Origin of the sequence: Miltoncostaea marina (assembly GCF_018141525.1) — a bacterium.
Taxonomy (GTDB): Bacteria; Actinomycetota; Thermoleophilia; order Miltoncostaeales; family Miltoncostaeaceae; genus Miltoncostaea; species Miltoncostaea marina.
Genome location: NZ_CP064655.1, coordinates 2,158,053 through 2,179,575, shown reverse-complemented (window position 1 = coordinate 2,179,575; position 21,523 = coordinate 2,158,053). Strand labels below are relative to the sequence as shown.

The window sequence follows — 21,523 nt, the reverse complement described above, 5'->3', positions numbered from 1 at the left end:
CGGCCCGGACGCTACCCCGTCCGGGCCGGGGCCGGCAGCGTCACGAGGATCTCCCCGCCGGGCCCGAGGCGCACCGGGTGGCACGCGATGGCGCCCTCGCCGACCACCGCCTCGCCCGTGTCGAGGCGGAAGCCCCAGCCGTGCACGGGGCAGACCACGGCGCCCATGCCGGTGAAGCCGTCGGCCATGCGGCCGCCCCGGTGCGGGCACTCGGCCGCGGTGGCGCGCACGCCACCGGCGCGCGGCCGGAAGACCGCGATGCGCACGCCGGCCACGGCGAACTCGCGTCCCCCGCCGAGCGGGATGCGGTCGATCGGCCCCAGCGCGTGCTCGACGGTCTGCGGGGCGCGGCTCACGCGGCCGCATGCTCCGGGACGGCGCGGCCGCCCGCATGGGCCGGGCGCACAAGGATGCGGTCCGCGCCGTCGGCCGCCGGTCGGGCCGGCCCGACCTGCGCGGCGCCGGGACGGGCTCCCCGGCGCCGCGCGGCGCGGCTACCTCTCGACCGGCACCCCGACGAGGCTGCCGTACTCGGTCCACGAGCCGTCGTAGTTGCGGACCCGCTCGTAGCCGAGGATCTCGTGCAGCACGAACCAGCTGTGGCTCGAGCGCTCGCCGATGCGGCAGTAGGCGATCACGTCGGTGTCGGGGGTCACCCCGACGTCCGAGTAGAGCTTCGTCAGCTCGTCGTCGCTCTTGAAGGAGCCGTCGTCCTTGGCCGTGCTCGCCCACGGCACGTTGGCCGCGCCGGGGATGTGGCCGGGCACCTGCGCCTGCTCCTGGGGCAGGTGCGGCGGCGCCATGACCTCGCCGGAGTACTCGGCGGGGCTGCGCACGTCGACCATCGTCCTGCCCTCGCCGCCGATGTGGGCCAGGACGTCGTCGCGGTAGGCGCGCAGCTCCGTGCGCACGGCGCCGAGCGCGCCCGGCTCGGCCGGCTGGACCTCGGGCACCTCGGTCACCAGCTCGCGGCCCTCGAGCTCCCACTTCTTGCGCCCGCCGTCCACGAGCTTGACGCGGTCGAAGCCCAGGTAGCGGAGGAGCCAGTAGGCGTAGGTCGCGAACCAGTTGTTGTTGCCGCCGTAGAGGACGACCGTCGTGTCGGCGCCGATGCCGGAGCGGCGCAGCAGCTCCGTCAGGCCCTCCTGGTCGAGGAAGTCCCGGCGCGGCGCGGCGTGGAGGTCGTCCTTCCAGTGCCAGGCGATGGCGTTGCGGATGTGCCCGCCCTGGTAGGCCTCGGTGTCCTCGTCGACCTCGACGAGGCGATAGGCGGGATCATCGGCGTGCTCGGCCACCCAGTCGGTGGTCACGAGCACCTCGTTGCGTCGGCTCATGGGCTCAGCTCCTGTCTGTCGTTCGGCGTCCCGCCCGATTGTACGACGGAAAACCCAGGGAATTCGAGATATTGCCGTGCCGCAGTGTTGCAGCCCCGGCGCCGAGAGGGAACAACGTCCCCGCCCGCCGTCGCGGCGCCGGTGTACGATCACCGCGATGCGATCCCGGATGCGGTTCATCGTCGCGATCGGCCTGGCCGTGGTGCTGGGCGCCTGGCTGGCCTGGACCAGCATCGGCGGCAGCCTCGAGACCTACGCTGGCCCCGGCGAGCTGGCGGCCGCGACCACCTACCGGCTGAACGGCACCGTCGCCCCCGGCGCGCCCGCCGACGCGGCTGGGCGGGCCCAGACCGACGAGGGCCTGGTCTTCACCCTGCGCGACAAGGAGAACCCCGGCCAGACGGTCGATGTCGTCTACCACGGCTCGGTGCCCGACCAGTTCAAGGCGGGGCGCGAGATCGTGGTCACCGGCGCCCTCGACGAGCAGGGCCGCTTCATCGCCCGCGAGGACTCCCTCGTCACCCTCTGCCCGTCGAAGTTCTCCGACGAGCCGGGCGACACGCAGACCTGACGCGTTGAGGCCGCGACCGTGAGCATCCTCGGCCGCGCGGCCCTCCTCCTGGCGCTCGTGGTGGCGGTCTACGCCGTCGCCATGGCCCTCCTGTCGCGGCGCCCCGGCCGGCGCGCCTGGGAGCAGAGCGCCGAGCGCGGCGTCTACGCGGTGTTCGGCTTCACCACGGTGGCCATCGTCACCATGTGGGTCGCGCTCGCGACCGACGCCTTCGAGCTGCGCAACGTCGCCGAGTACAGCTCGAGCACCCTCGACGCGCAGTACAAGGTCACCGCGCTGTGGGGCAGCCAGGCCGGCTCGCTGCTGCTCTGGGCGTGGATCCTGAGCGGCTTCTCCGCGCTGGTCGTCGCCACCAACCGCTCGCGCAACCGCCAGCTGATGCCCATCGTGACCGCGGTGCTGATGACCATCGCGGTCTTCTTCCTGGGGCTGCTGTCGTTCGTCTCGAGCCCGTTCGAGACGCTCGCGACCGTCCCGGCCGAGGGCCGCGGGCTCAACCCGCTGCTGCAGAACCCGTACATGCAGGCCCACCCGCCGATGCTCTACCTCGGCTTCGTGGGGCTGTCGGTGCCGTTCGCCTTCGCCATGGCCGCGCTCGTCACGCGCAAGCTGGACACGGCGTGGATCACGAGCGTGCGCCGCTGGACGATCTTCTCCTGGCTGTTCCTCGGCGTCGGCATCGTGCTCGGCGCCAAGTGGGCCTACGAGACGCTGGGCTGGGGCGGCTACTGGGCCTGGGACCCGGTCGAGAACGCGGCCTTCATGCCCTGGCTCGTCGCCACGGCGTTCCTGCACTCGGTGATGGTCCAGGAGCGCCGCGGGATGCTGAAGGTCTGGAACATGGTGCTCGTCATCCTGGCGTTCACGCTCTGCCTGTTCGGCACGTTCCTGACCCGCTCGGGGATCATCTCCTCCGTCCACGCCTTCGGCGAGTCGACGCTCGGCCCGTTCTTCCTCGCCTTCATCGCGCTCGTCCTGGTGGGGTCGGTGGCCCTGCTGATCACCCGCCTGCCGTTGCTGCGCTCGCAGCACACGCTGGAGAGCTACGTCTCCCGCGAGGCCGTCTTCCTCTTCAACAACCTGCTGCTCGTCGGCCTCGCCTTCGCCGTCTTCTGGGGCACGGTCTTCCCGGTCATCTCCGAGGCCGTCCGCGGCGAGAAGATCACCGTGGGGCAGGGCTACTACGACCAGATCGCCACGCCGATCGGGGTGGCGCTGCTGGTGCTGACCGGCATCGGGCCGCTCATCGCCTGGCGCAAGGCATCCGTCGCCCAGCTGCGCCGGCGCTTCGTTGCCCCGCTGACGGTGGCCGCGGTCGCTGCCGTCCCGCTGCTGCTGCTGACCGACCTGCCGGACGAGCCCGTCGCCGCGGGCACCGTGGTGGCCGGCGTGTTCGTGACCGCGTGCATCGCCGGCGAGTTCTGGCGCGGCACGAAGGTGCGCCACGCCCTCGGCGGCGTCTCGTGGCCCGGGGCCTTCGTGAACATGGTCGCTCGCAACCGGCGCCGCTACGGCGGCTACGCGGTGCACATCGGGGTCGTGGTGCTCTTCATCGGCTTCGCCGGCTCGAAGGGCTTCGTCACCGAGAGCGACATCGCGCTGCGCGAGGGCGACCGCGCCGACGTGGCCGGCTACACCTTCGTCAACGAGGGCTCCACCAGCAGCCGCGACGACCACTCGTCCGTCGTCAGCGTGCAGATGGGCGTGTTCCGCGGCGACGAGCGGGTGGCCACGATGCGCCCCGGCGTCGAGACGTTCGCCGTCGATGAGACGCGCAACTCGATGGTCGCCATCGACACGGCCCCGACGCGCGACCTCTACCTGTTCCTCTCCCAGCTCACCGACGACGGCCTCGCCCGCGTGACCGTCTTCGTCAACCCGCTCGTGGTCTGGATCTGGGTGGCCGGCGTCATCATCTTCCTCGGCGGCCTGCTGGCCGCCTGGCCCGGTCCGCCCTCCGCGCGCCGCGAGCGCGCCGACAGCCCCGCCGCGGAGCGGCGCGCTCCCGCCTGACGCCGTGCTCGCCCCGTCGCTGATCCTCGCCGCCCTGGCGCTGGCGGCGGTCGCCGCCATGGCCTGGCCGCTCGTGGCCCGGCCGGCCGGCGACGCGCCCGGCGACGCCGCGGACGACGCCCGCCGGGCGCTCGAGGAGGACCTGCGCCGCTCCCTGGAGGCCGTCCGGGAGATCGAGATGGACCACCGCGCCGGCAACCTCTCCGACGAGGACTTCACCGCGCTGGACCGCGCCGAGCGGGCGCGCGCCGTCGAGCTCATGCGACGGCGCGACGAGCTCACCCGGGGCTGACACCGCCGGTCGCGGGGCTCAAGGCCGCGCGGATGCGGCCGAAACGGATACGGGCGATTTCCCCGGCAAATAGCGTGTGCGGGCCCCTGACACCCGTCACGCGGGCCCTGACCGCCCTTGACCGGCTCGGTGAAGGGTCCGTAAAGTCCCCGCGTCCCCGCACTCCGAGAGGCGCCGTGCCCCGCCCAGGCCGGTGACCCACAGCCCGCGGTCATCTGCCGTGGGCGGAAAGGAGCCGAAGGATCTCAGCCCGTACGCGTGCCCACAGAGGTCCCGGCCGGTCCCGTCATGCATTCGTGACGGCCGCGCTCGTGCTCGCGGCCCTCGCCGGCTCCGCCGGCGTCGCTGTCGCCCAGGACGTGGAGATCCCCACGTCCGTCTCCCGCACCCCCGCCCAGGGGGCCGCCCCCGCGCCGACGGCCCAGACGGCCGCCGCGGCCGCCCCGGCCCCCGCGCCGGCGGCAGCCGCCCTGCGCGCCCCCGCCCGCGTCCGCACCAAGCCGGTCGTGCTGCGGCTGGGCGCGCGCGGCGCCATCGTGCGCGACCTGCAGCGTGAGCTGCGCCGGCGCGGCGCCCGCATCGCGGTCGACGGCGCCTTCGGCCCCGCCACCAAGCGGGCCGTCAAGCAGGTGCAGCGCCGCTTCCGGATGAAGCCGACCGGCGTCGCGAACGCCAGGCTCATGAAGCGCCTCGGCCTGCGCACCCGCATGGCCGCGGGCGCGCCCCGCGCCGCCACCCGCGCGGCGGTCGTGCCCGGCGCCTCGCGGTACCTCGACGTGTTCCCCGTGGGCGGCCAGGACTACACCTACAGCGACGACTACGGGGCCGCCCGCCACCAGGGCAGCCACGAGGGCACCGACATCATGGCCGACCGCGGCACGCCGCTCGTGGCCGTGACCGACGCCACCGTGTCCCGCCTCACGCGGCGCGAGACCGGGCTCGGCGGCATCTACGTGTGGCTCCAGCGCGCGGACGGCACCGACTACTACTACGCGCACATGACGTCGATCGCGGCGGGCCTGCAGGAGGGCTCGCGGGTCACGGCGGGGCAGGTGATCGGCACCGTCGGCAACACGGGCGACGCCCGCTACGGCGCGACCCACCTGCACTTCGAGATCCGGCCGGCAGGATCGCGGCCGATCAACCCGTACTCACACCTCGTGGCCGTGGATCCGACAGCTCGGACGCAGGCGCGCGACCGCAGGTGACCCACCGGTCCGCGGCTCCGGGCCGCAGGGCCGGCCGGTTCGCGGTGCTGCTCGGCGCCGCCGCGCTCGCGGCGGGCGCCGGCATCGCGACGTCGGCGCCCGCCGACGAGAAGGCCGACGTCGACCAGCGCCTCGAGCGGGCGCGCGACCGCCTGCAGCAGGCGCGCGGCCGCGAGTCGGTGCTCACCTCCGAGGTGGCGGCCTACTCCCAGCGCATCCGCGCCCTGCGCGCGCGGCTGGCGCCCCTGCGGGCCCGCTCCGAGCGGCTCGACGCCGAGCTCGCCGCGCTGCAGGAGCGGTTGCGGCAGCTGACGGCGCGGCTGAAGGTCGAGAAGGCGCGGCTCGCCGAGGCCGAGGCCGAGCTGCGCCATCGCCAGGAGCTGCTCGGCATGCGCCTGCGCGAGCTCTACGCCCGCGGCACGCCCGACCCGATCCTCGTGCTCGTGGAGTCCGGCAGCCTCGCCGCGGCCGTCGAGACCACCGACCTGCTCGAGGGCATCGCCAACCGCGACAGCGACCTGGCCGGCACCGTGCGCCGCTACCGCGACGAGACCAGGCGCACGCGCGACGCCATCGCCTCCATGCGGGCCGAGGTCGCCGAGTCCGAGGCGCGGGCCGAGCGGGCCGCCGAGCAGGCGCGCGCCGCGCGGGCCGAGCTCGAGGTGCAGGCCACCCAGGTCAACACCGCCCTCTCCGGCCGGCGCGCCCTGCTCTCCCGGGTGCGCCACGACCGCCACGAGTACGAGGAGGCGACCGCCGACCTCGAGGCGCGCTCCGCCGCCCTCGCGGAGAAGATCCGCGCCGCGCAGGCGGCGGCGAGCCCGTCGTCGTCGGCGTCCTCGTCCGGCCCGAGCGGCTCGGTCGCCACCGGGGCGGCGTCGTCCGCGGGCATGGTCTGGCCGGTCAGCGGAACGCTCACCTCGACCTACGGCCCCCGCTGGGGGCGGATGCACGAGGGCATCGACATCGCCGGCTCCAGCGGCACGCCGATCGCGGCCGCGAAGGGCGGCACCGTGATCGTGGCCGGCTGGAACGGCGGCTACGGGAACATGGTCGTCGTCGACCACGGCGGCGGGCTCTCCACCGCGTACGCCCACCTGTCGAGCATCGCGGTCTCCGTCGGCCAGTCCGTGGGCCAGGGCACCGTGGTGGGCGGCATGGGCACCACCGGCAGCTCGACCGGCGTGCACCTGCACTTCGAGGTGCGGGTCAACGGCGGCGCCGTCAACCCGCTCGGCTACCTCTAGCCGGCGCCCTCCGGCGCCCCGTCCGCCAGCGCGCGGGCCCGGGCGAGCACCTCGTCCATCATCGCGGGCGTCAGGCGGCCCGTGAACGTGTTCTGCTGGCTCGGGTGGTAGCAGCCGAGCAGGGTCACGCCGCCGATCCGCGCCTCGGCGCCGTGGCCGAAGCGCGGCCACGGGCGCGGCGGCGCGAGGGCGCGCAGGGCGGCGTCCCATCCGACCGCGCCGAGCGCCATCACCACCCGCACCCCGGGGCACAGCGCGAGCTCCTCGCGCAGGTAGGGCAGGCAGCGCGCCCGCTCGTCGGGCGTCGGCGCGTTGGCCGGCGGGGCGCAGCGCACCGCCGCCGCCACCCGGCACCCGGTGAGCTCCAGGCCGTCGCCCGGCCGCACGGAGGCCGGCTGGGACGCCAGCCCCGCCCGGTGGAGGGCCGCGAACAGGAAGTCGCCGCTGCGGTCGCCGGTGAACACGCGGCCGGTGCGGTTGGCGCCGTGGGCGGCCGGCGCCAGGCCCACGATGAACAGCCAGGGGTCGCGGTCGCCGAACCCCGGGATCGGCCGGCCCCAGTACCGCTCGCCGGCGAAGGACCGCCGCTTCGTCCGCGCCACCTCCTCCCGCCAGGCGACGAGGCGGGGGCAGGCGCGGCAGGCGACGATGCGGCCCTCGAGCGCCCCGTGGCGGGCGATGCCCGGCCGGGCGCTCACGCGGTGCCCGGGTGAGCGGTCATGCGCGGCCCGGGCGAGGGGTCGCGCCCGGCCCGAATGGGCGGCCGTGCCCGGCCCGAGTGGGCGGCCGCTCCGTCAGGCGAGATGCGCCCGAAGGAAGGCGACCGAGTCGCTGATGACGTGGGGGTCGTGCTGCAGGGACCGGTGCCCGCCGCCGATCGCGACCCGCAGGCGCATCGGGTGGGGCGTGGCCCCCGCGAGGGCGAACGTCGAGCCCCAGGGCACCTTCTCGTCGCCGGTGGCGTGCCAGTAGGCGCGGGCCACGCCGTCGTCGCGCCGCACGGCGGTCTCCATGTCGATCGCCAAGGCCCACCGCTCGCCGTAGCCGGCGAGGCCCTCCGGCCGGGCGGGGCAGATCGCCACCACCGCGCGCACCCGCGGGTCGCGGGCCGCGGCGTCGAGCGCGAGCAGGCCGCCCATCGACGACCCCCGCACGCCGAGCGGCGCGTGGCCGGCCGCCGCCAGCGCGTCGAGCCCGGCCGCCACGTCGTCGCGGGCGCCGCCGTCGAGGCGGCCCCCGCTCTCGCCGTGCCCGCGCAGGTCGAGGGCGAGCGCGGCCATGCCCGCCGCCGCGAGCGCCTCGCCGAAGTCGGCGTGGTTGTCCTTGCGGCTGCCGAGCCCGGGGACGACCAGCACCCCGGGCGAGCCCGCGGGCGCGCGCCAGGCGAGGGCGGCGAGCTCGGGGCCCCCGGGCGCGCGGAGGGTGAGGCGGTCGGCGGACAGGCGCACCAGGATAGGCGGCCGGGACCCGGGGGGCGATCTGGTACCGTCCTGCGGTCGATGATGCCGCTCGCCCAGGTGCTGCCCCCCTCAGCAGCGATCACCGCCGAGGGCCACCTGTCGATCGGCGGGTGCGACCTCGTGGCGCTCGCCGAGGAGCACGGCACCCCGCTCGTCGTCTACGACGAAGGCGCCCTGCGAGGGATGGCGCGCGCCTACCGTGAGGCGTTCGCCCAGCACGCGCCCGACGTGGACGTGATCTACGCCTCGAAGGCCTACTTCGGCCAGGCGATGCTGCGGCTGGCGTGCGAGGAGGGGCTCTGCGTGGACGTCGCCTCGGGCGGCGAGCTCTACGCGGCGCTGGCGGCCGGCTTCCCGCCGGAGCGGATCTACCTGCACGGCAACAACAAGGACGCCCGCGAGATCGGCGAGGCGCTCGACGCCGGCGTGGGCACCGCGATCGTGGACAACATGCACGAGATCGGGCTGTGGGAGCGCGAGGCGTCGGCCCGCGGCGTCCGCCAGCGGCTGCTCGTGCGGGTCACGCCCGGCGTGAAGCCCTCCACCCACTCGTACATCTCCACCGGCCAGCTCGACTCGAAATTCGGCTTCTCGATCGAGGGCGGCGCGGCGCGCGAGGCGGTCGACGCCATCCGCGCGGCCTCGTCGCTCGACCTGGTGGGCCTGCACTGCCACATCGGCTCGCAGCTCTTCGACCTCTCCGGCTACGGCGCCGCCGCGGCGATCGTGGCCGACTTCGCCGCCGCCTGCGGCGGCGACGACCTGCGCCTGATGGACATGGGCGGCGGCCTCGGCATCGCCTACACGCGCGACGACCACCCGGCGGCGGTGGAGGACTACGCCGACGCGGTGATGGAGGCGGTGCGCGCCGAGTGGGCGCGCGTGGGCCTGCCGATGCCGCGCGTGGCGGTGGAGCCCGGGCGCAGCATCGTCGGCCGCGCCGGCGTGACCCTCTACCGGGTGGGCGCCACGAAGACCATCCCGGGCGTGCGCACCTACGCGGCCGTCGACGGCGGCATGAGCGACCTGCTGCGGCCCATGCTCTACGGCGCGGTCTACGAGCCGCTGCTGGCCAACCGCCCGGACGACGAGCCCACCCAGACGCTGCGCCTCGTGGGCAAGCACTGCGAGAGCGGCGACGTGCTGGTGGGCGAGGCCGCGCTGCCGCCGGTCGCCGCCGGCGACGTCGTCTGCCTGCCGGCCACGGGCGCGTACGGCGTCTCGATGGCCTCCAACTACAACGGCGTCACCCGCCCGGCCGTGGTGTTCGTCGACGGCGGTGAGGCGCGCGTGGTGACCCGGCGCGAGACGTACGCCGACCTCATCGCGCGGGACGTGTGAGGAACCGCCGGGCCTCCGACCGGCGCTCCGTGCGCATCGGCCTGCTGGGCTGCGGCACCGTGGGGCAGGCCGTCGTCCGCACGCTCACGGGCAGCGCCGCCACCATCGAGCGCGCGACCGGCCACCGGCTGGAGGTCGGGCCGATCCTCGTCCGCGACCCGAGCAAGGAGCGGCCGGGCATCGACCCGGCGCTCATCACCACCGACCCGGCGGCGGTGATCGAGGACCCCTCGGTCACCCTCGTGGTGGAGGTGATGGGCGGCCTCGACCCGACGCTCGACCACCTGCGCACCGCGCTGCGCCGCGGCGCGTCGGTGGTGACCGCCAACAAGCAGCTGCTCTCGCGCCACGGGCCCGAGCTGCTCGCGATGGCCGAGCAGGCCGGCGGCGAGATGCGCTTCGAGGCATCGGCCTGCGGCGCCGTGCCGGTCATCAAGGTGCTGCGCGAGTCGCTGCTCGCCGCCGAGGTGACGGCGGTGACCGGCATCGTCAACGGCACCACCAACTTCATCCTCACGGAGATGGCCAAGGGCGGCGGCGGCTACGACGAGGTGCTCGCCCGCGCCCAGGCGCTCGGCTACGCCGAGGCCGACCCCACCGAGGACGTCGGCGGCGCCGACGCCGCGGCGAAGATGGCGATCCTCTCGTCGATCGCCTTCCACGCCCGGGTGCACCTGGACGACGTGCCCTACGAGGGCATCGACCGCCTGCAGTCCGAGGACATCGAGCGCGCCGCGTCGCTGGGCTTCGTGGTCAAGCTGCTCGGCGTGGCGCGGGCCGACGACGGCTCGATCAGCGTGCGGGTCTACCCGGCGCTCGTCCCGCGCGGCCACCGCCTCGCCTCCGTGGGCGGCGCCGACAACGCGGTGCTCATCGAGTCGCGCGCCACCCGCGAGATCATGCTGGTCGGCCCCGGCGCGGGCGGCGACGAGACCGCCTCGGCCGTGGTGGCCGACGTCCTGGCGATCGTCGGCACGCCCCAGTGGTCCTTCCTGCACAACGCGCTCGTCGACTCGGGCCGCTCCGTCGCCCCGGCGGGCGAGACCACCTCGGCCTTCTACGTGCGCATGTCGGTCGCCGACCGGCCGGGCGTGCTGGCGCGGGTGGCGTCCGTGTTCGCCGAGGAGGGGCTGTCCATCCGCACCGTGGTGCAGAGCGGCTCGGGCGACGAGGCGAGCCTGGTGCTGATCCTGCACGCCGGCCTTGAGCGGCGCATGGAGGCCGCGATGGCGCGCGTGCGGGCGCTCGACGACGTGCGCGGCGAGCCGGTGGTGCTCCGCGTGCTCGGCTCGGGGGAGGGGGGCTCATGAAGGCGCTGATCGACCGCTACCGGGACTTCCTGCCGATGACCCCGTCGACGCCGGTGGTGTCGCTGGGCGAGGGCGGCACGCCGCTCGTGCCCCTGCCGCGCCTGTCGGAGCGGCTCGGCGTGCGGGTGCTCGCCAAGTACGAGGGCATGAACCCCACGGGCAGCTTCAAGGACCGCGGCATGACGATGGCGGTCTCGAAGGCCGTCGAGGAGGGCGCCACCGCGGTGATCTGCGCCTCCACCGGCAACACCTCCGCGTCGGCCGCCGCGTACGCCGCGCGCGCCGGCCTGACGGTCGCCGTGGTCATCCCCGAGGGCAAGATCGCGGCGGGCAAGCTCGCCCAGGCGCTGGTGCACGGCGCCCGGGTGCTGTCGCTGGACGGCTCGTTCGACGACGCCCTGCGCGTGGTGCGCGAGCTCGTCGAGCGCCACCCCATCTCGCTGGTCAACTCGCTCAACGAGTACCGCATCGACGGCCAGCGCACCGCCGCCTTCGAGGTCTGCGACGACCTCGGCGACGCCCCCGACGCGCTCTGCATCCCCGTCGGCAACGCGGGCAACATCAGCGCCTACTGGCTCGGCTTCCAGGCCTACCGCGAGGCCGAGCGGGCCCGCCGCCTGCCGCGCCTCTACGGCTTCCAGGCCGCGGGCGCCGCGCCGCTGGTGGAGGGCGCGCCGGTGGCGCGACCCGAGACCGTCGCCACCGCGATCCGCATCGGCAACCCCGCCCGCGGCGAGCAGGCGCTCGCCGCCATGCGCGACTCGGGCGGCGCCGTGGCGGCCGTCACCGACTCGCAGATCCTCGAGGCCTACGCGATGCTCGCGCGCGAGGAGGGCATCTTCTGCGAGCCGGCCTCGGCCGCCTCGGTCGCCGGCCTCATCCTGCGGGCCCGGGCGGGCGACATCGCGCCCGGCGAGACCGTCGTCTGCGTGCTGACCGGCCACGGCCTGAAGGACCCCGACACCGCGATCGTCAACGCCGAGCCGGTGCGCCGCCTGCCGGCCACGCTCGACGCGGTGGAGGAGGCGGTCTTTGCCTGAGGCCGCCCTCGAGTCGCTCACGATCAGCGCGCCGGCCACCTCGGCCAACCTCGGCCCCGGCTTCGACTGCCTGGCCGTCGCGCTCGACCTGGGCAACGCCGTGGTGATCACCCGGCGCCCCGGGCCGCTGGAGGTGCGGGTGACCGGCGAGGGCGCCGGCGAGGTCGCCGAGGACGCCTCCAACCTGGTCTGCCGGGCGCTCGCCGCGGGGCTCGGCTCGCTCGACGGCCTGCACGTGGAGTGCCGCAACCGCATCCCGCTCGGCCGGGGGCTCGGCTCGTCGGCCGCCGCCATCTGCTCCGGCCTGGTTGCCGCCAACGCGATCGGACAGCTGCGCTGGGCGCCCGCCGACCTGCTCGCCAGGGCCGCCGAGATCGAGGGCCACGCCGACAACGTGGCCGCCTGCCTGACCGGCGGCCTGGTGGCCGTGGCGCCCGGCCCCGTGGCGCGGCCGGTGCCGGTGCCGGAGGGGCTGGTGTTCCTCGCGGTCATCCCCGAGGGGCGCACCTCCACCGCGGCCAGCCGCCGGGCGCTGCCCGAGGCGGTCCCGCTCGGCGACGTCGCGGCCACGCTCGCCAACGGCATCGGCCTGGTGCTCGCGCTCGCCGACGGCCGGCTGGAGGACCTGCCCGAGCTGCTCCACGACCGGCTGCACGAGCCCTACCGGGCGCCGATGGCGCCCGCCTTCGAGGCCGTCGGCACGGTGGTCGACGGCGACGGCTGCCTCGGCGCCACCATCTCGGGCTCGGGCCCGTCGGTGCTGCTGTGGTGCCGCGCCGAGGCGGCGGGGTCCGTGGCCGCCGCCGCCGAGCGCGCGCTGCGCGTCGCCGGGGTCACCGCGCGGGTGCGGCCGTCGAAGGCCAGCGCCGCCGGCGTGCGCGCCCGCTGGACCGGCGGGGCCGACCTGCGCCTGGCGCGCGCGGTGGGGTGAGCCCGGCCGCGTCGGCCTGGGAGCACGCGCGCGGCACGATCGACTGCTCGCGCGGCCGCCTGGTGGGGGTGGTCAACGCCAACCCCGACTCGTTCAGCGACGGCGGCGCCCACGCCGGCACCGAGCGGGCCGTCGCCCACGGCCGGCGGCTGGCCGCCGAGGGGGCCGACGTGGTGGAGGTGGGCGGGGAGTCGCTGCGCTTCGCCGAGCCCACGCCGGCCGACGTCGAGATCGCGCGCGTGGCGCCGGTGGTGGAGCGCCTCGCGGCCGAGCTCGACGTGCCGGTCGCGGTCGACACCTTCAAGCCCGCCGTGGCCGAGGCCGCCATCGCCGCCGGCGCCGCCATCCTCAACGACCCCACCGGCCTGCGGGACCCCGCGATGGCCGCCGTCGCGGCGGCGGGGCGGGTCGGCGTGGTGCTCACCCACTTCTTCGGCTCGCCCAAGGTGCGGCCGGCGTCGTTCCCGGACGTGGACGTGCCCGCGACGGTGGCCGCCTGGGCCCGCGGGGCGCTCGCCGCGGCGGGGGAGGCGGGCATCCCGGCCGGGCGCATCGTGATCGACCCCGGGGTGGGGCTGGGCAAGTCGCCGGCCCAGGACCTCGACCTGCTGCACCGCATCGACGAGGTGGTGGCGCTCGGCCGCCCGGTCCTCGTCCCGATCTCCAACAAGAAGGTGCTCGGCGCCCTCACGGGGCGGGCACCGGCCGAGCGGCTGGCGGGCACCGCGGCCGGCATGGTCTGGTGCCGGGCGCGCGGCGCCACGGTGTTCCGCGTGCACGAGGTCGGCTTCCTGCGCGACGCGCTGCGGGTGGCCGACGCGCTCGCGACCGGGGTCGCCGAGCGCTGGTACGACGTCCTGAAGTAGCGACCACGCCGGTGCTAGCCTCGATGGGCGGGCATCAGGCGGCGACCCGAGGAGAGACGCGCCATGAAGTTGTTCGTGGACACCGCGGACCTGAACGACATCGAGACGATCGCCGGGTGGGGCGTGCTCGACGGGGTGACGACGAACCCGACCCTGCTGTCGAAGGTCGAGGGCGAGCCCGACGACATCTACCGGCGCGTCTGCGAGCTCGTGAACGGCCCCGTGTCGGCCGAGGTGGTCGCCGAGGCGCGCGCCGAGATGGTCGAGGAGGGCCGCCGCCTCGCGGCGATCCACCCGAACATCGTGGTCAAGCTGCCGATGAGCGCCGAGGGCCTGGCCGCCACCGCCACGCTCGCGGAGGACGACGTGCGGGTCAACATGACCCTCGTCTTCACCGCGCCGCAGGCGCTGCTCGCCTCGTCCGCCGGCGCCGCGTTCGTGTCGCCGTTCCTGGGCCGCTACGACGACATCGGCGAGAACGGCGTCGAGCGGCTGCGCGAGATCGTCGAGTCGCTCGAGACCTCGCTCCACGACACCGAGGTGCTCGCGGCGTCGATCCGCAACCCGGTGCACGTGACCGAGGCGGCGCGCATGGGCGCCGACATCGCCACGATCCCGCCGAAGGTCTTCTACCAGATGCTCCAGCACCCCCTGACGGCGAAGGGCATCGACACCTTCACCCAGGACTTCGAGGCCCGCCGCGCCCGCGGGGCCGAGGCCTGAGCGGCGTGGCGAGCACGGAGCGGGCCGCCGGGCCGTCGGTGGCGGCGGTCGATTTCCTGAAGGTCACCGAGCAGGCCGCCATCTCGTCCGCGCGCTGGCTGGGCCGGGGCGACAACCACGCCGCCGACCAGGCGGCGGTCGACGCGATGCGCGCCACGCTCGGCGAGATGCCGATCACCGGCACCGTGGTGATCGGCGAGGGGCAGAAGGACGAGGCCCCCGAGCTCTACGTCGGCGAGGTGCTCGGCACCGGCGGCATGGAGTGCGAGATCGCGGTCGACCCGCTCGAGGGCACGAGCCTGGTGGCCCGGGGCGACAGCGGCGCGATCGCCATCTGCGCCATCGGCGAGCCGGGCGGCCTCATGCCGGCGCCCGACATCTACATGCAGAAGCTCGTGGTGGGCGCCACGGCGAAGGGCCGCGTCGACCTCGAGGCGCCGATCGCCGAGACGCTCGACGTGGTCGCCCGCTGCTACGGCCGCGAGATCCGCGACACCACCGCGATCGTGCTCGACCGGCCGCGCCACCGCGACCTCATCGAGGAGATCCGCCAGGCGGGCGCCCGCATCCGCCTCATCCCGGACGGCGACATCACCGCCAGCCTGTCGGTGGCGGTGCGCGGCACCGGCGACCACCTCTACGTCGGCATGGGCGGCTCCACCGAGGGCGTCATCACGGCCGCCGCGCTCGAGTGCCTCGGCGCCGAGATCCAGGCGAGGATGGCCCCGCGCCACGACGAGGACCGCGCCAAGATGGCCGAGTTCGGCATGGACGACGAGGCGCGCGTCTACGGCACCCGCGACCTGGCCCCGAGCCCGCTCTACGTGATCGCCACCGGCGTCACCGACGGCCACCTGCTGAAGGGCGTGCGCTACTTCGCCGACGGCGCGCGCACCCACTCGATCGTCATGGACCTCGTGGGCAACACGGTCCGGTTCATCGATACCGTGCACCTGCTGAGCCCGACGATCATCCGCGAGATCCGGCTCTGACCCTCCCAGGGAGGACCACGTGAGCGACGACACCGACTTCCCGTTCCCCTTCGCCTTCGGCGAGGGGGCGGGCGAGGAGTTCAAGGAGCGCCTCAAGGAGCTCATGCGCGCCCAGCGCGAGGCGTTCGAGGAGATGCAGGCCGAGTCCGGCGGCCAGGTGGCCGCGGTCGACCGCTGGCAGGTCATCCAGCAGGCCGTCGTCCTGACCTCCGCCGCGCTGGGCTCGCTGCAGCCGCAGCCCGGCCCCGACGAGGCCGCCGACGCCATGGGCCTGCTCTTCGCCCGCTCGATGACCGCGCTCCAGGGCGCGCTGCACCCGCCCGACTGATCCCCTGAGCGGGGCGCCCGCCCGGGCGCCCCGCGGGCTCAGGCCGCGGGCTCTGCGGTGCCGTTCGTCCCGTTCACCACGACGGGGGCGGGCGCCAGGTGCAGCTCCACGCGCGCGCCGCTCAGCCCGCGGGCGGTGCGCTCGGCGAACTCGCGCAGGCCGCGCACCTCGCCGGCGAGGGCGGTGATCTGCTCGTTGGTGGCGCGCCAGCTCGTGCCGACCAGCTCCACCAGCCGCTCCATGTCCTCGACGAGCGCCTGGCGCTCGCGGGCGGCGTCCTGCGCGATGGCCCGCCGCAGGTCGTCCATGTCGCGCTCGCGCTCCCGCGCCCGGGCGCGGATGGTCGCCAGGTCGGCCTCCAGCCGGCGGACCGCCTCCAGCACCTCCTGCGGGCTCTGCGCGCTCACGGCTCCCCTCCGTACGCGTTCGCCGACCAGTCCGGGACGGCCGGCTCCTCGGCGGCGGGCTCGCCCGTCGCGGCGCTGCGGTAGCGGAAGCCGACCCCCTCCTCGAACACCGGCGCGAGCGTGCCGTCCGACACCTGCGCGTCGATCCAGGCGCCGCGGAACACCAGCCGCCGCAGCCACTGGACCGGGTCCTGGCCGGCCGCGGCGAGCTCCACGGCGAGCGCCTCGAGGTGGTCCGCCAGGCCGCTCTCGGGCTCGGCGACCGCCCCGTCGGCCGTGAACGCGACCAGGTCGCGCAGCTCGCGGGGCCCGAGGCGGGCGCGGGTCAGCACCCCCAGCCGGACCGCCGCCGCGCCGACCCGCGAGGCGAAGTCGTCGGCGTTGAACCGGAAGCGCACGCCGTCCACCTCGACGGCGAAGTCGTGGCCGCTTTCGTACGACGGTGCGAGCGGTCCCTGACCCATCGCGGCCCAGCCTAGCAACGCACCTCGGACGGCCTCCGCGCCCGGCCTTGCGGGTGATCCGCACGCCCGCGCGGTGCGGCCCCGCTGCGCGGAGCGCCGCGGGGCCGGGAGGCTGGCCCCATGGCGGGCGACGGCGAGCGAGGGTCCGCGGCGGGGGCGCCCGGGCCGACGGTGCTGGAGCTGGCGCGGGCGATGGTGGAGGAGCTGGGCCGCCCGCTCGGCGCCGGGGAGCTGCCCGGCCTCGCCGAGCGCGCTGCGCTGCCGGTGGCCGCCGTGCGGGGCGCCGTCTCCTCGTACGCCGACCTCGCCGAGGGGCCCGCCGAGCTGCGCGTCTGCGTCGGCACCTCCTGCGCCCTGGCCGGCGGCGAGCGCCTGGCGGCGCGGGTCGCCGCGGACGCGCCGACCCGCACGGCGCACTGCCTCGGCCACTGCGACCGCTCGCCGGCGGTGCTGCGCCGCGACGGGGCGGTGGTCTTCCCGGGCCGCGACGCGGACGCCGCCGCCGTGCGCGCCGCCGCGCCCGGCGCGCGGCCGCCGGTGGCCGTGCGGGCGCGCTGCCGGCCGGTCGTCACCGCCCGCCTGGGCCGCGGCGGCCCGGCCGACCTGGCCGCGGCCCGCGAGGCGGGCGCCTACGCCGGCCTGGCGCGGGCCCTGCGGGGCCCGCCGTCGGCGGTGACGGCGGCGCTGGAGCGGGCGGGCCTGCGCGGCCGGGGCGGGGCCGCCTTCCCGACCGCCGCCAAGTGGCGCCGGGCCGCGGCGGCCCGGCGCGGGCCGCGCGTGGTGGTCGCCAACGGCGACGAGGGCGACCCCGGCTCGTTCGTGGACCGGCTGCTGATGGAGGAGGACCCGCACGGGGTGATCGAGGGCATGGCCCTCTGCGGCCTCGCCGTCGGCGCCGAGGAGGGCGTCGCGTTCGTGCGGTCCGAGTACCCGGCGGCCGCCGAGGCGCTGCGCGCGGCGGCGGCCGAGGCGCGGTCGGCGGGCATCCTCGGGCGCTCGGTGCTCGGCTCGGGCGTCGCCTTCGACGTCCGGGTCGCGCCGGGCTTCGGCAGCTACGTCTGCGGCGAGGAGACGGCCCTCCTGGAGAGCCTCGAGGGGTGCCGGTGCGAGGTGCGCCTGCGGCCGCCCTATCCGGTCGACGCCGGCCTGCGCGGGCGCCCCACGGTGATCGACAACGTCGCCACCCTGGTCAGCGCGGCATGGATCGCGGCCCACGGGCCGGACCGCTACGCGGCGATGGGGACGCCCGAGACGCCCGGCACCGCCGCGCTCTGCCTCAACCACGGCTTCGCGCGGCCCGGGGTGGTGGAGGTCGAGACGGGCACCCCGCTGCGCGCGGTGATCGAGGACGAGGGCGGCGGGCCGGCGGGCGCCGCGCCGCTCGCCGCGGTGCTGGTCGGCGGCCCCATGGGCAGCGTCGTCGCCCCCGCCGACTGGGACGTGCCGGTCTGCTTCGCCGCGATGGCCCGCCGCGGCCTCGTGCTCGGCCACGGCGGCCTGGTCGCGGTGCCCGGCGACGCCGATCCCCGCGACCTGCTGCTCGGCTGGCTGCGGTTCATGGCGGCCGAGTCCTGCGGCCGGTGCACCCCCTGCCGCCTCGGCTCGCGGCGCGCCCTCGAGCTGGCCGAGGGCGACCTCGCGGCCGGCCGCGCGGAGCTCGAGCGGCTGCTCGACGTGATCGCCCGGGCGAGCCTCTGCGGCTTCGGGCAGGGCATCCCCGGGGCGGTGCGCGGTCTCATCGACCTCTTCGGCGAGCGCCTCGCGGGTGCGCCCGCGGTCCGGTGACCGGCCGGGCCCGCATCGACGGACGGGCGGTGGCGCTCGCGCCGGGGGAGACGATCCTCGCGGCGGCGCGACGCGCCGGCATCGACATCCCCGCCCTCTGCCACCGCGACGGGCTGTCCCCCCAGGGCGGCTGCCGGCTCTGCCTGGTCGAGGTGGCCGGCGCGCCGCGCCCGCTGGCGGCCTGCCACACCGTCCTGCACGACGGCGCGGAGGTGACCACCGACGGCGCCGGGCTGCGCGCCCTGCGCCGCGACGTGCTGGCGCTGGAGGTCGCCGCCCACCCCCGCGGGGCGCTCGCCGGCGCCGGCGAGCTGGCGCGCCTCGCGCGCCGGCTGGGGGTGCCCCTCGGCGACGGGCCGGCGGCCGGTCCGCCGCCCGGGGCGGTGGACGACGCCCACCCCTACCTGCGCTTCCGCGCCGACATCTGCGTGACGTGCCGCCGCTGCCTGCGCGCCTGCGAGGAGGTGCAGGGCAGGTTCGTCTACGGCATCGAGGGCCGCGGCGCGCTCGCGCGGCTGGTGGCCGGGGCGGCGGAGACGCTGGCCGAGAGCGCCTGCGTGGCCTGCGTCGACGCCTGCCCCACCGGCGCGCTCGACGACCGCGACCGCCGGGGCGCGCAGCCGCCGCCGCGCGCCACCGCCACCACCTGCGGCTACTGCGGCGTCGGCTGCCGGGTCGCGGTGGGCGTCGCCGACGGGCGGGTGGCGCGGGTCGACCCGGTGGCCGGCGCCGCCGTCAACCGGGGCCATCTCTGCGTGAAGGGCCGCTACGCGCACGGCTGGCAGGCCGCGCCCGACCGGCTCACCGGCCCGCTGCTGCGGGACGCGGCGGGCCGGCTGCGGCCCGTCCCCTGGGATGAGGCGGTCGGCTGGCTGGCGGACCGCATCGGCGCCCTGCGCGACGCGCACGGCCCCGACGCGCTCGGCTTCGTCGCCTCGGCCAGGACCACCAACGAGGGCTGCTACCTGCTCCAGAAGCTGGCGCGCGCGGTCGTGGGGACCAACAACGTCGACTCCTGCGCCCGCGTCTGCCACTCGTCGACCGCCATCGCGCTGAAGGCGGCCACCGGCACGGGCGCGGCGAGCGCCTGCTTCGACGACATCGAGCTGGCGCGGGCGATCGTGGTGGCGGGCAGCAACACGACGGAGGCGCACCCGGTGGTCGGCGCGCGCATCCTCCAGGCGGCCCGCGCCGGCACGCCGCTGGTGGTCATCGACCCGCGGCGCATCGAGCTGGCGCGCCACGCGGCGGTGCACCTCCCCGTGGCGCCGGGGGGCAACGTGCCGCTGCTCAACGCGCTCGCGGCCACGCTCCTGGCGCGGGGCGCGGTCGACCACGCCTACCTGGCCGAGCGCGCGTCGGGCCTCGAGGCGCTGGCGGCCCACCTGCTGGACCGCGACCCCGCCGACGAGGCGCGGCGGGCGGGCGTGACGCCGGCCGCGGTCGACGCCGCCGCCGACGTCCTCGCGGGCGGCCCCGTCCTGTTCGTGCACGGCCTCGGCCTGTCCGAGCTCGTGCAGGGCGTGGACTCGGTGCGGGCGCTCATCAACCTCGGCCTGCTGACCGGCAGCATCGGCCGCCCGGGGGCGGGCATGCTCCCTTTGCGCGGGCAGAACAACGTCCAGGGCGCCGTCGACATGGGCTGCTGGCCCGACCTGGCCCCCGGCTACCAGCCGGTCGCCGACGCGGGCGTGCGGGGGCGGCTGGCGGCGCTGTGGGGGGCGCCGCCGCCCGTCGCGCCCGGGCTGACGCTCACCGGCATGATCGGCGCCGCCGACCGCGGCGAGCTGCGCGGGCTCTGGGCGCAGGGCGAGGACCTCGCCCAGAGCCAGGCCGACGGGCGGACCGTCGCCCGGGCGCTCGCCCGGCTGGACCTGCTGGTGGTCCAGGACATCCTGCCGACCGAGACCGCCGCGTACGCCCACCTCGTCCTGCCCGCCGCGGGCTGGCTCGAGCAGGACGGCAGCTTCACGAACGCGGACCGCCGGGTGCAGCGGGTGCGGGCCGCATTGCCGCCGCCCGGCGAGGCGCGACCCGACTGGCGCGCCGTGCGCGACGTCGCGCGGGCGATGGGCGCCGCCTGGCCCGAGGAGGGCCCCGGCGAGGTGCTCGCCGAGGTCGCCGCCGCCGCGCCGGCCCTCTTCGGCGGGCTGCGGCTCGACCGGCTGGAGCCGGACGGCCTCCAGTGGCCCTGCCCGGCGCCCGGCCACCCCGGCACGCCGCGCCTGCACCTCGACGGCTTCGCGCGCCCCGCGCCCCTCGCGGCGCTCGACTTCGCGCCGAGCCCCGAGCACGACGTGCCCGGCTTCCCGTACCGGCTCGTCACTGGCCGGGTGCTCGAGCACCTCAACGTGGGCACGATGACGCGGCGGACGCCCGACCTCGCGCTCGCCCCGCGCGACCTGCTCGAGGTCAGCCCGCGCGACGCGGACGCCGAGGGGCTCGCCGACGGCGCGACGGTTCGCCTGGAGAGCCGGTGGGGCCACGCCGACGTGGCCGTGCGCCGCTCCGACCGGGTCCCGCCCGGCGTGCTGTTCCTGTCGTTCCACCACCCGCGCACGCGCGCCAACCGGGTCGTCGGCCCGGCGGTCGACCCGGTCAGCGAGTGCCCCCAGTACAAGCTCACGGCGGTGCGCATCGCCCCGCCCCGGGACGACGGGGCGCGGCGGCCGTGACGATCGCGTGCCGGGTGTGCCGTCATCGCGCCGGCCCCTGGCCGCGCGCCCGACGGCGGGCGACCATGGCGCCGTGGGGGCGCTCCGCATCGACCGCCTGACGCGCCCGCCCGCGCCGCTGGTGGACGGCGCCGGCCGGGTCGTCGCGGCGCGCTGCCACCGGGCCGCGACGCCGCTCGCGCGCCTGGTCGGCCTGCTCGGCACGCCGGACCTGCGGGCCGACGAGGCGCTCTGGCTCGAGCCGTGCGCCGCCGTCCACGCGCTCGGCCTGCGCCCGCCGGTGGGCTGCGCCTTCGTCGACCGCGGGGGGCGGGTGCTCGAGGTGGTCGACCCGCTGCCCCGGGGCGCCGCGCGCCGGGCCCGGGGCGCGCGGGCCGTCGTGGAGTGCCGGGCCGGCGTGCTCGCGGGCGCGGTCCGCCCGGGGGACGTGCTGCGCCGCCCGGTCGCCGCCCCGGCGTGCGGAAGTTCCCGCTCGTAGCGCGGATCGTGTGACGCCAGGGGGGTGGAACCGGTCGCTCCCGCGACTCGTCGCCACA

General features: G+C 76.6%; 22 protein-coding genes. 16 read left to right on the top strand and 6 right to left on the bottom strand.

The features are described 5' to 3' along the window. Window positions 1-11 precede the first annotated feature (11 nt). Together ITJ85_RS10895 and ITJ85_RS10890 are read right to left on the bottom strand one after the other, a co-directional pair. Window positions 12-356, bottom strand: a complete 345-nt coding sequence (locus ITJ85_RS10895; RefSeq protein ID WP_217913131.1) for a Rieske (2Fe-2S) protein — start codon at window positions 354-356, stop codon at window positions 12-14. Window positions 357-494: 138 nt separating this feature from the next. Beyond that, window positions 495-1,334 (bottom strand): sulfurtransferase, encoded by an 840-nt coding sequence (locus ITJ85_RS10890; RefSeq protein ID WP_217913130.1) that lies wholly within the window; start codon window positions 1,332-1,334, stop codon window positions 495-497. 157 nt (window positions 1,335-1,491) lie between these two features. On the opposite strand from ITJ85_RS10890, the gene ITJ85_RS10885 reads away from it, so the two are divergent. The 5 genes from ITJ85_RS10885 to ITJ85_RS10865 all read left to right on the top strand — a co-directional run bounded on the left by ITJ85_RS10885 (window position 1,492) and on the right by ITJ85_RS10865 (window position 6,665). After that, a complete protein-coding gene (locus ITJ85_RS10885; protein WP_217913129.1) occupies window positions 1,492-1,905 on the top strand; it encodes a cytochrome c maturation protein CcmE domain-containing protein in 414 nt (137 codons plus the stop codon). Window positions 1,906-1,923: 18 nt separating this feature from the next. Continuing rightward, window positions 1,924-3,918, top strand: a complete 1,995-nt coding sequence (locus ITJ85_RS10880; protein WP_217913128.1) for a heme lyase CcmF/NrfE family subunit — start codon at window positions 1,924-1,926, stop codon at window positions 3,916-3,918. A 4-nt stretch (window positions 3,919-3,922) separates the two neighbouring features. After that, complete coding sequence (locus tag ITJ85_RS10875) at window positions 3,923-4,210, top strand: hypothetical protein (RefSeq protein WP_217913127.1); 288 nt, start codon at window positions 3,923-3,925, stop codon at window positions 4,208-4,210. 296 nt (window positions 4,211-4,506) lie between these two features. After that, a complete protein-coding gene (locus tag ITJ85_RS10870) occupies window positions 4,507-5,418 on the top strand; it encodes a M23 family metallopeptidase (protein WP_217913126.1) in 912 nt (303 codons plus the stop codon). Then, window positions 5,415-6,665 carry a murein hydrolase activator EnvC family protein gene (locus ITJ85_RS10865; protein WP_217913125.1) on the top strand — a complete coding sequence of 417 codons (1,251 nt, stop codon included), beginning with the start codon at window positions 5,415-5,417 and terminating at the stop codon, window positions 6,663-6,665. The genes ITJ85_RS10870 and ITJ85_RS10865 overlap by 4 nt, the downstream gene beginning before the upstream one ends. Here ITJ85_RS10865 and ITJ85_RS10860 read toward each other — a convergent pair. Both ITJ85_RS10860 and ITJ85_RS10855 read right to left on the bottom strand, forming a co-directional pair. Next, entirely contained in the window at window positions 6,662-7,363 is a 702-nt protein-coding gene (locus tag ITJ85_RS10860; protein WP_246496242.1) for a uracil-DNA glycosylase, read from the bottom strand. The genes ITJ85_RS10865 and ITJ85_RS10860 overlap by 4 nt on opposite strands. A gap of 96 nt (window positions 7,364-7,459) precedes the next feature. Then, complete coding sequence (locus tag ITJ85_RS10855; RefSeq protein ID WP_217913124.1) at window positions 7,460-8,113, bottom strand: alpha/beta fold hydrolase; 654 nt, start codon at window positions 8,111-8,113, stop codon at window positions 7,460-7,462. A gap of 51 nt (window positions 8,114-8,164) precedes the next feature. On the opposite strand from ITJ85_RS10855, the gene lysA reads away from it, so the two are divergent. The 8 genes from lysA to ITJ85_RS10815 all read left to right on the top strand — a co-directional run bounded on the left by lysA (window position 8,165) and on the right by ITJ85_RS10815 (window position 15,656). After that, on the top strand, window positions 8,165-9,466 hold the full coding sequence (lysA, locus tag ITJ85_RS10850; protein WP_217913123.1) for a diaminopimelate decarboxylase: 1,302 nt from the start codon (window positions 8,165-8,167) through the stop codon (window positions 9,464-9,466). Beyond that, window positions 9,463-10,776 (top strand): homoserine dehydrogenase, encoded by a 1,314-nt coding sequence (locus ITJ85_RS10845; RefSeq protein WP_217913122.1) that lies wholly within the window; start codon window positions 9,463-9,465, stop codon window positions 10,774-10,776. Before lysA ends, ITJ85_RS10845 begins: the two co-directional genes overlap by 4 nt. Then, window positions 10,773-11,816 (top strand): threonine synthase, encoded by a 1,044-nt coding sequence (gene thrC / locus ITJ85_RS10840; RefSeq protein ID WP_217913121.1) that lies wholly within the window; start codon window positions 10,773-10,775, stop codon window positions 11,814-11,816. The genes ITJ85_RS10845 and thrC overlap by 4 nt, the downstream gene beginning before the upstream one ends. Further along, window positions 11,809-12,747, top strand: coding sequence for a homoserine kinase (gene thrB, locus ITJ85_RS10835; protein ID WP_217913120.1), 939 nt, complete (start codon window positions 11,809-11,811; stop codon window positions 12,745-12,747). Before thrC ends, thrB begins: the two co-directional genes overlap by 8 nt. Beyond that, on the top strand, window positions 12,744-13,613 hold the full coding sequence (gene folP / locus ITJ85_RS10830; RefSeq protein WP_217913119.1) for a dihydropteroate synthase: 870 nt from the start codon (window positions 12,744-12,746) through the stop codon (window positions 13,611-13,613). Before thrB ends, folP begins: the two co-directional genes overlap by 4 nt. Window positions 13,614-13,676: 63 nt before the next feature. Beyond that, complete coding sequence (locus ITJ85_RS10825; protein ID WP_217913118.1) at window positions 13,677-14,336, top strand: transaldolase family protein; 660 nt, start codon at window positions 13,677-13,679, stop codon at window positions 14,334-14,336. A gap of 5 nt (window positions 14,337-14,341) precedes the next feature. Then, a complete protein-coding gene (gene glpX / locus ITJ85_RS10820; RefSeq protein WP_217913117.1) occupies window positions 14,342-15,328 on the top strand; it encodes a class II fructose-bisphosphatase in 987 nt (328 codons plus the stop codon). A gap of 19 nt (window positions 15,329-15,347) precedes the next feature. Beyond that, window positions 15,348-15,656: a hypothetical protein gene (locus ITJ85_RS10815; RefSeq protein ID WP_217913116.1), complete on the top strand. Its 309-nt coding sequence runs from the start codon at window positions 15,348-15,350 to the stop codon at window positions 15,654-15,656. Window positions 15,657-15,694: 38 nt separating this feature from the next. Here ITJ85_RS10815 and ITJ85_RS10810 read toward each other — a convergent pair whose 3' ends face one another. Both ITJ85_RS10810 and ITJ85_RS10805 read right to left on the bottom strand, forming a co-directional pair. Then, a complete protein-coding gene (locus tag ITJ85_RS10810) occupies window positions 15,695-16,063 on the bottom strand; it encodes a hypothetical protein (protein ID WP_217913115.1) in 369 nt (122 codons plus the stop codon). Beyond that, window positions 16,060-16,527, bottom strand: a complete 468-nt coding sequence (locus tag ITJ85_RS10805) for a hypothetical protein (protein ID WP_217913114.1) — start codon at window positions 16,525-16,527, stop codon at window positions 16,060-16,062. The genes ITJ85_RS10810 and ITJ85_RS10805 overlap by 4 nt, the downstream gene beginning before the upstream one ends. A gap of 120 nt (window positions 16,528-16,647) precedes the next feature. Here ITJ85_RS10805 and ITJ85_RS10800 point away from each other — a divergent pair, with 120 nt between their 5' ends. The 3 genes from ITJ85_RS10800 to ITJ85_RS10790 all read left to right on the top strand — a co-directional run bounded on the left by ITJ85_RS10800 (window position 16,648) and on the right by ITJ85_RS10790 (window position 21,465). Continuing rightward, window positions 16,648-18,312 carry an NADH-ubiquinone oxidoreductase-F iron-sulfur binding region domain-containing protein gene (locus ITJ85_RS10800; RefSeq protein ID WP_217913113.1) on the top strand — a complete coding sequence of 555 codons (1,665 nt, stop codon included), beginning with the start codon at window positions 16,648-16,650 and terminating at the stop codon, window positions 18,310-18,312. After that, window positions 18,309-20,987, top strand: coding sequence for a formate dehydrogenase subunit alpha (gene fdhF / locus ITJ85_RS10795; RefSeq protein WP_217913112.1), 2,679 nt, complete (start codon window positions 18,309-18,311; stop codon window positions 20,985-20,987). The genes ITJ85_RS10800 and fdhF overlap by 4 nt, the downstream gene beginning before the upstream one ends. Window positions 20,988-21,060: 73 nt before the next feature. Then, a complete protein-coding gene (locus ITJ85_RS10790) occupies window positions 21,061-21,465 on the top strand; it encodes a DUF192 domain-containing protein (RefSeq protein ID WP_217913111.1) in 405 nt (134 codons plus the stop codon). The last annotated feature ends 58 nt before the right edge of the window (window positions 21,466-21,523 follow it).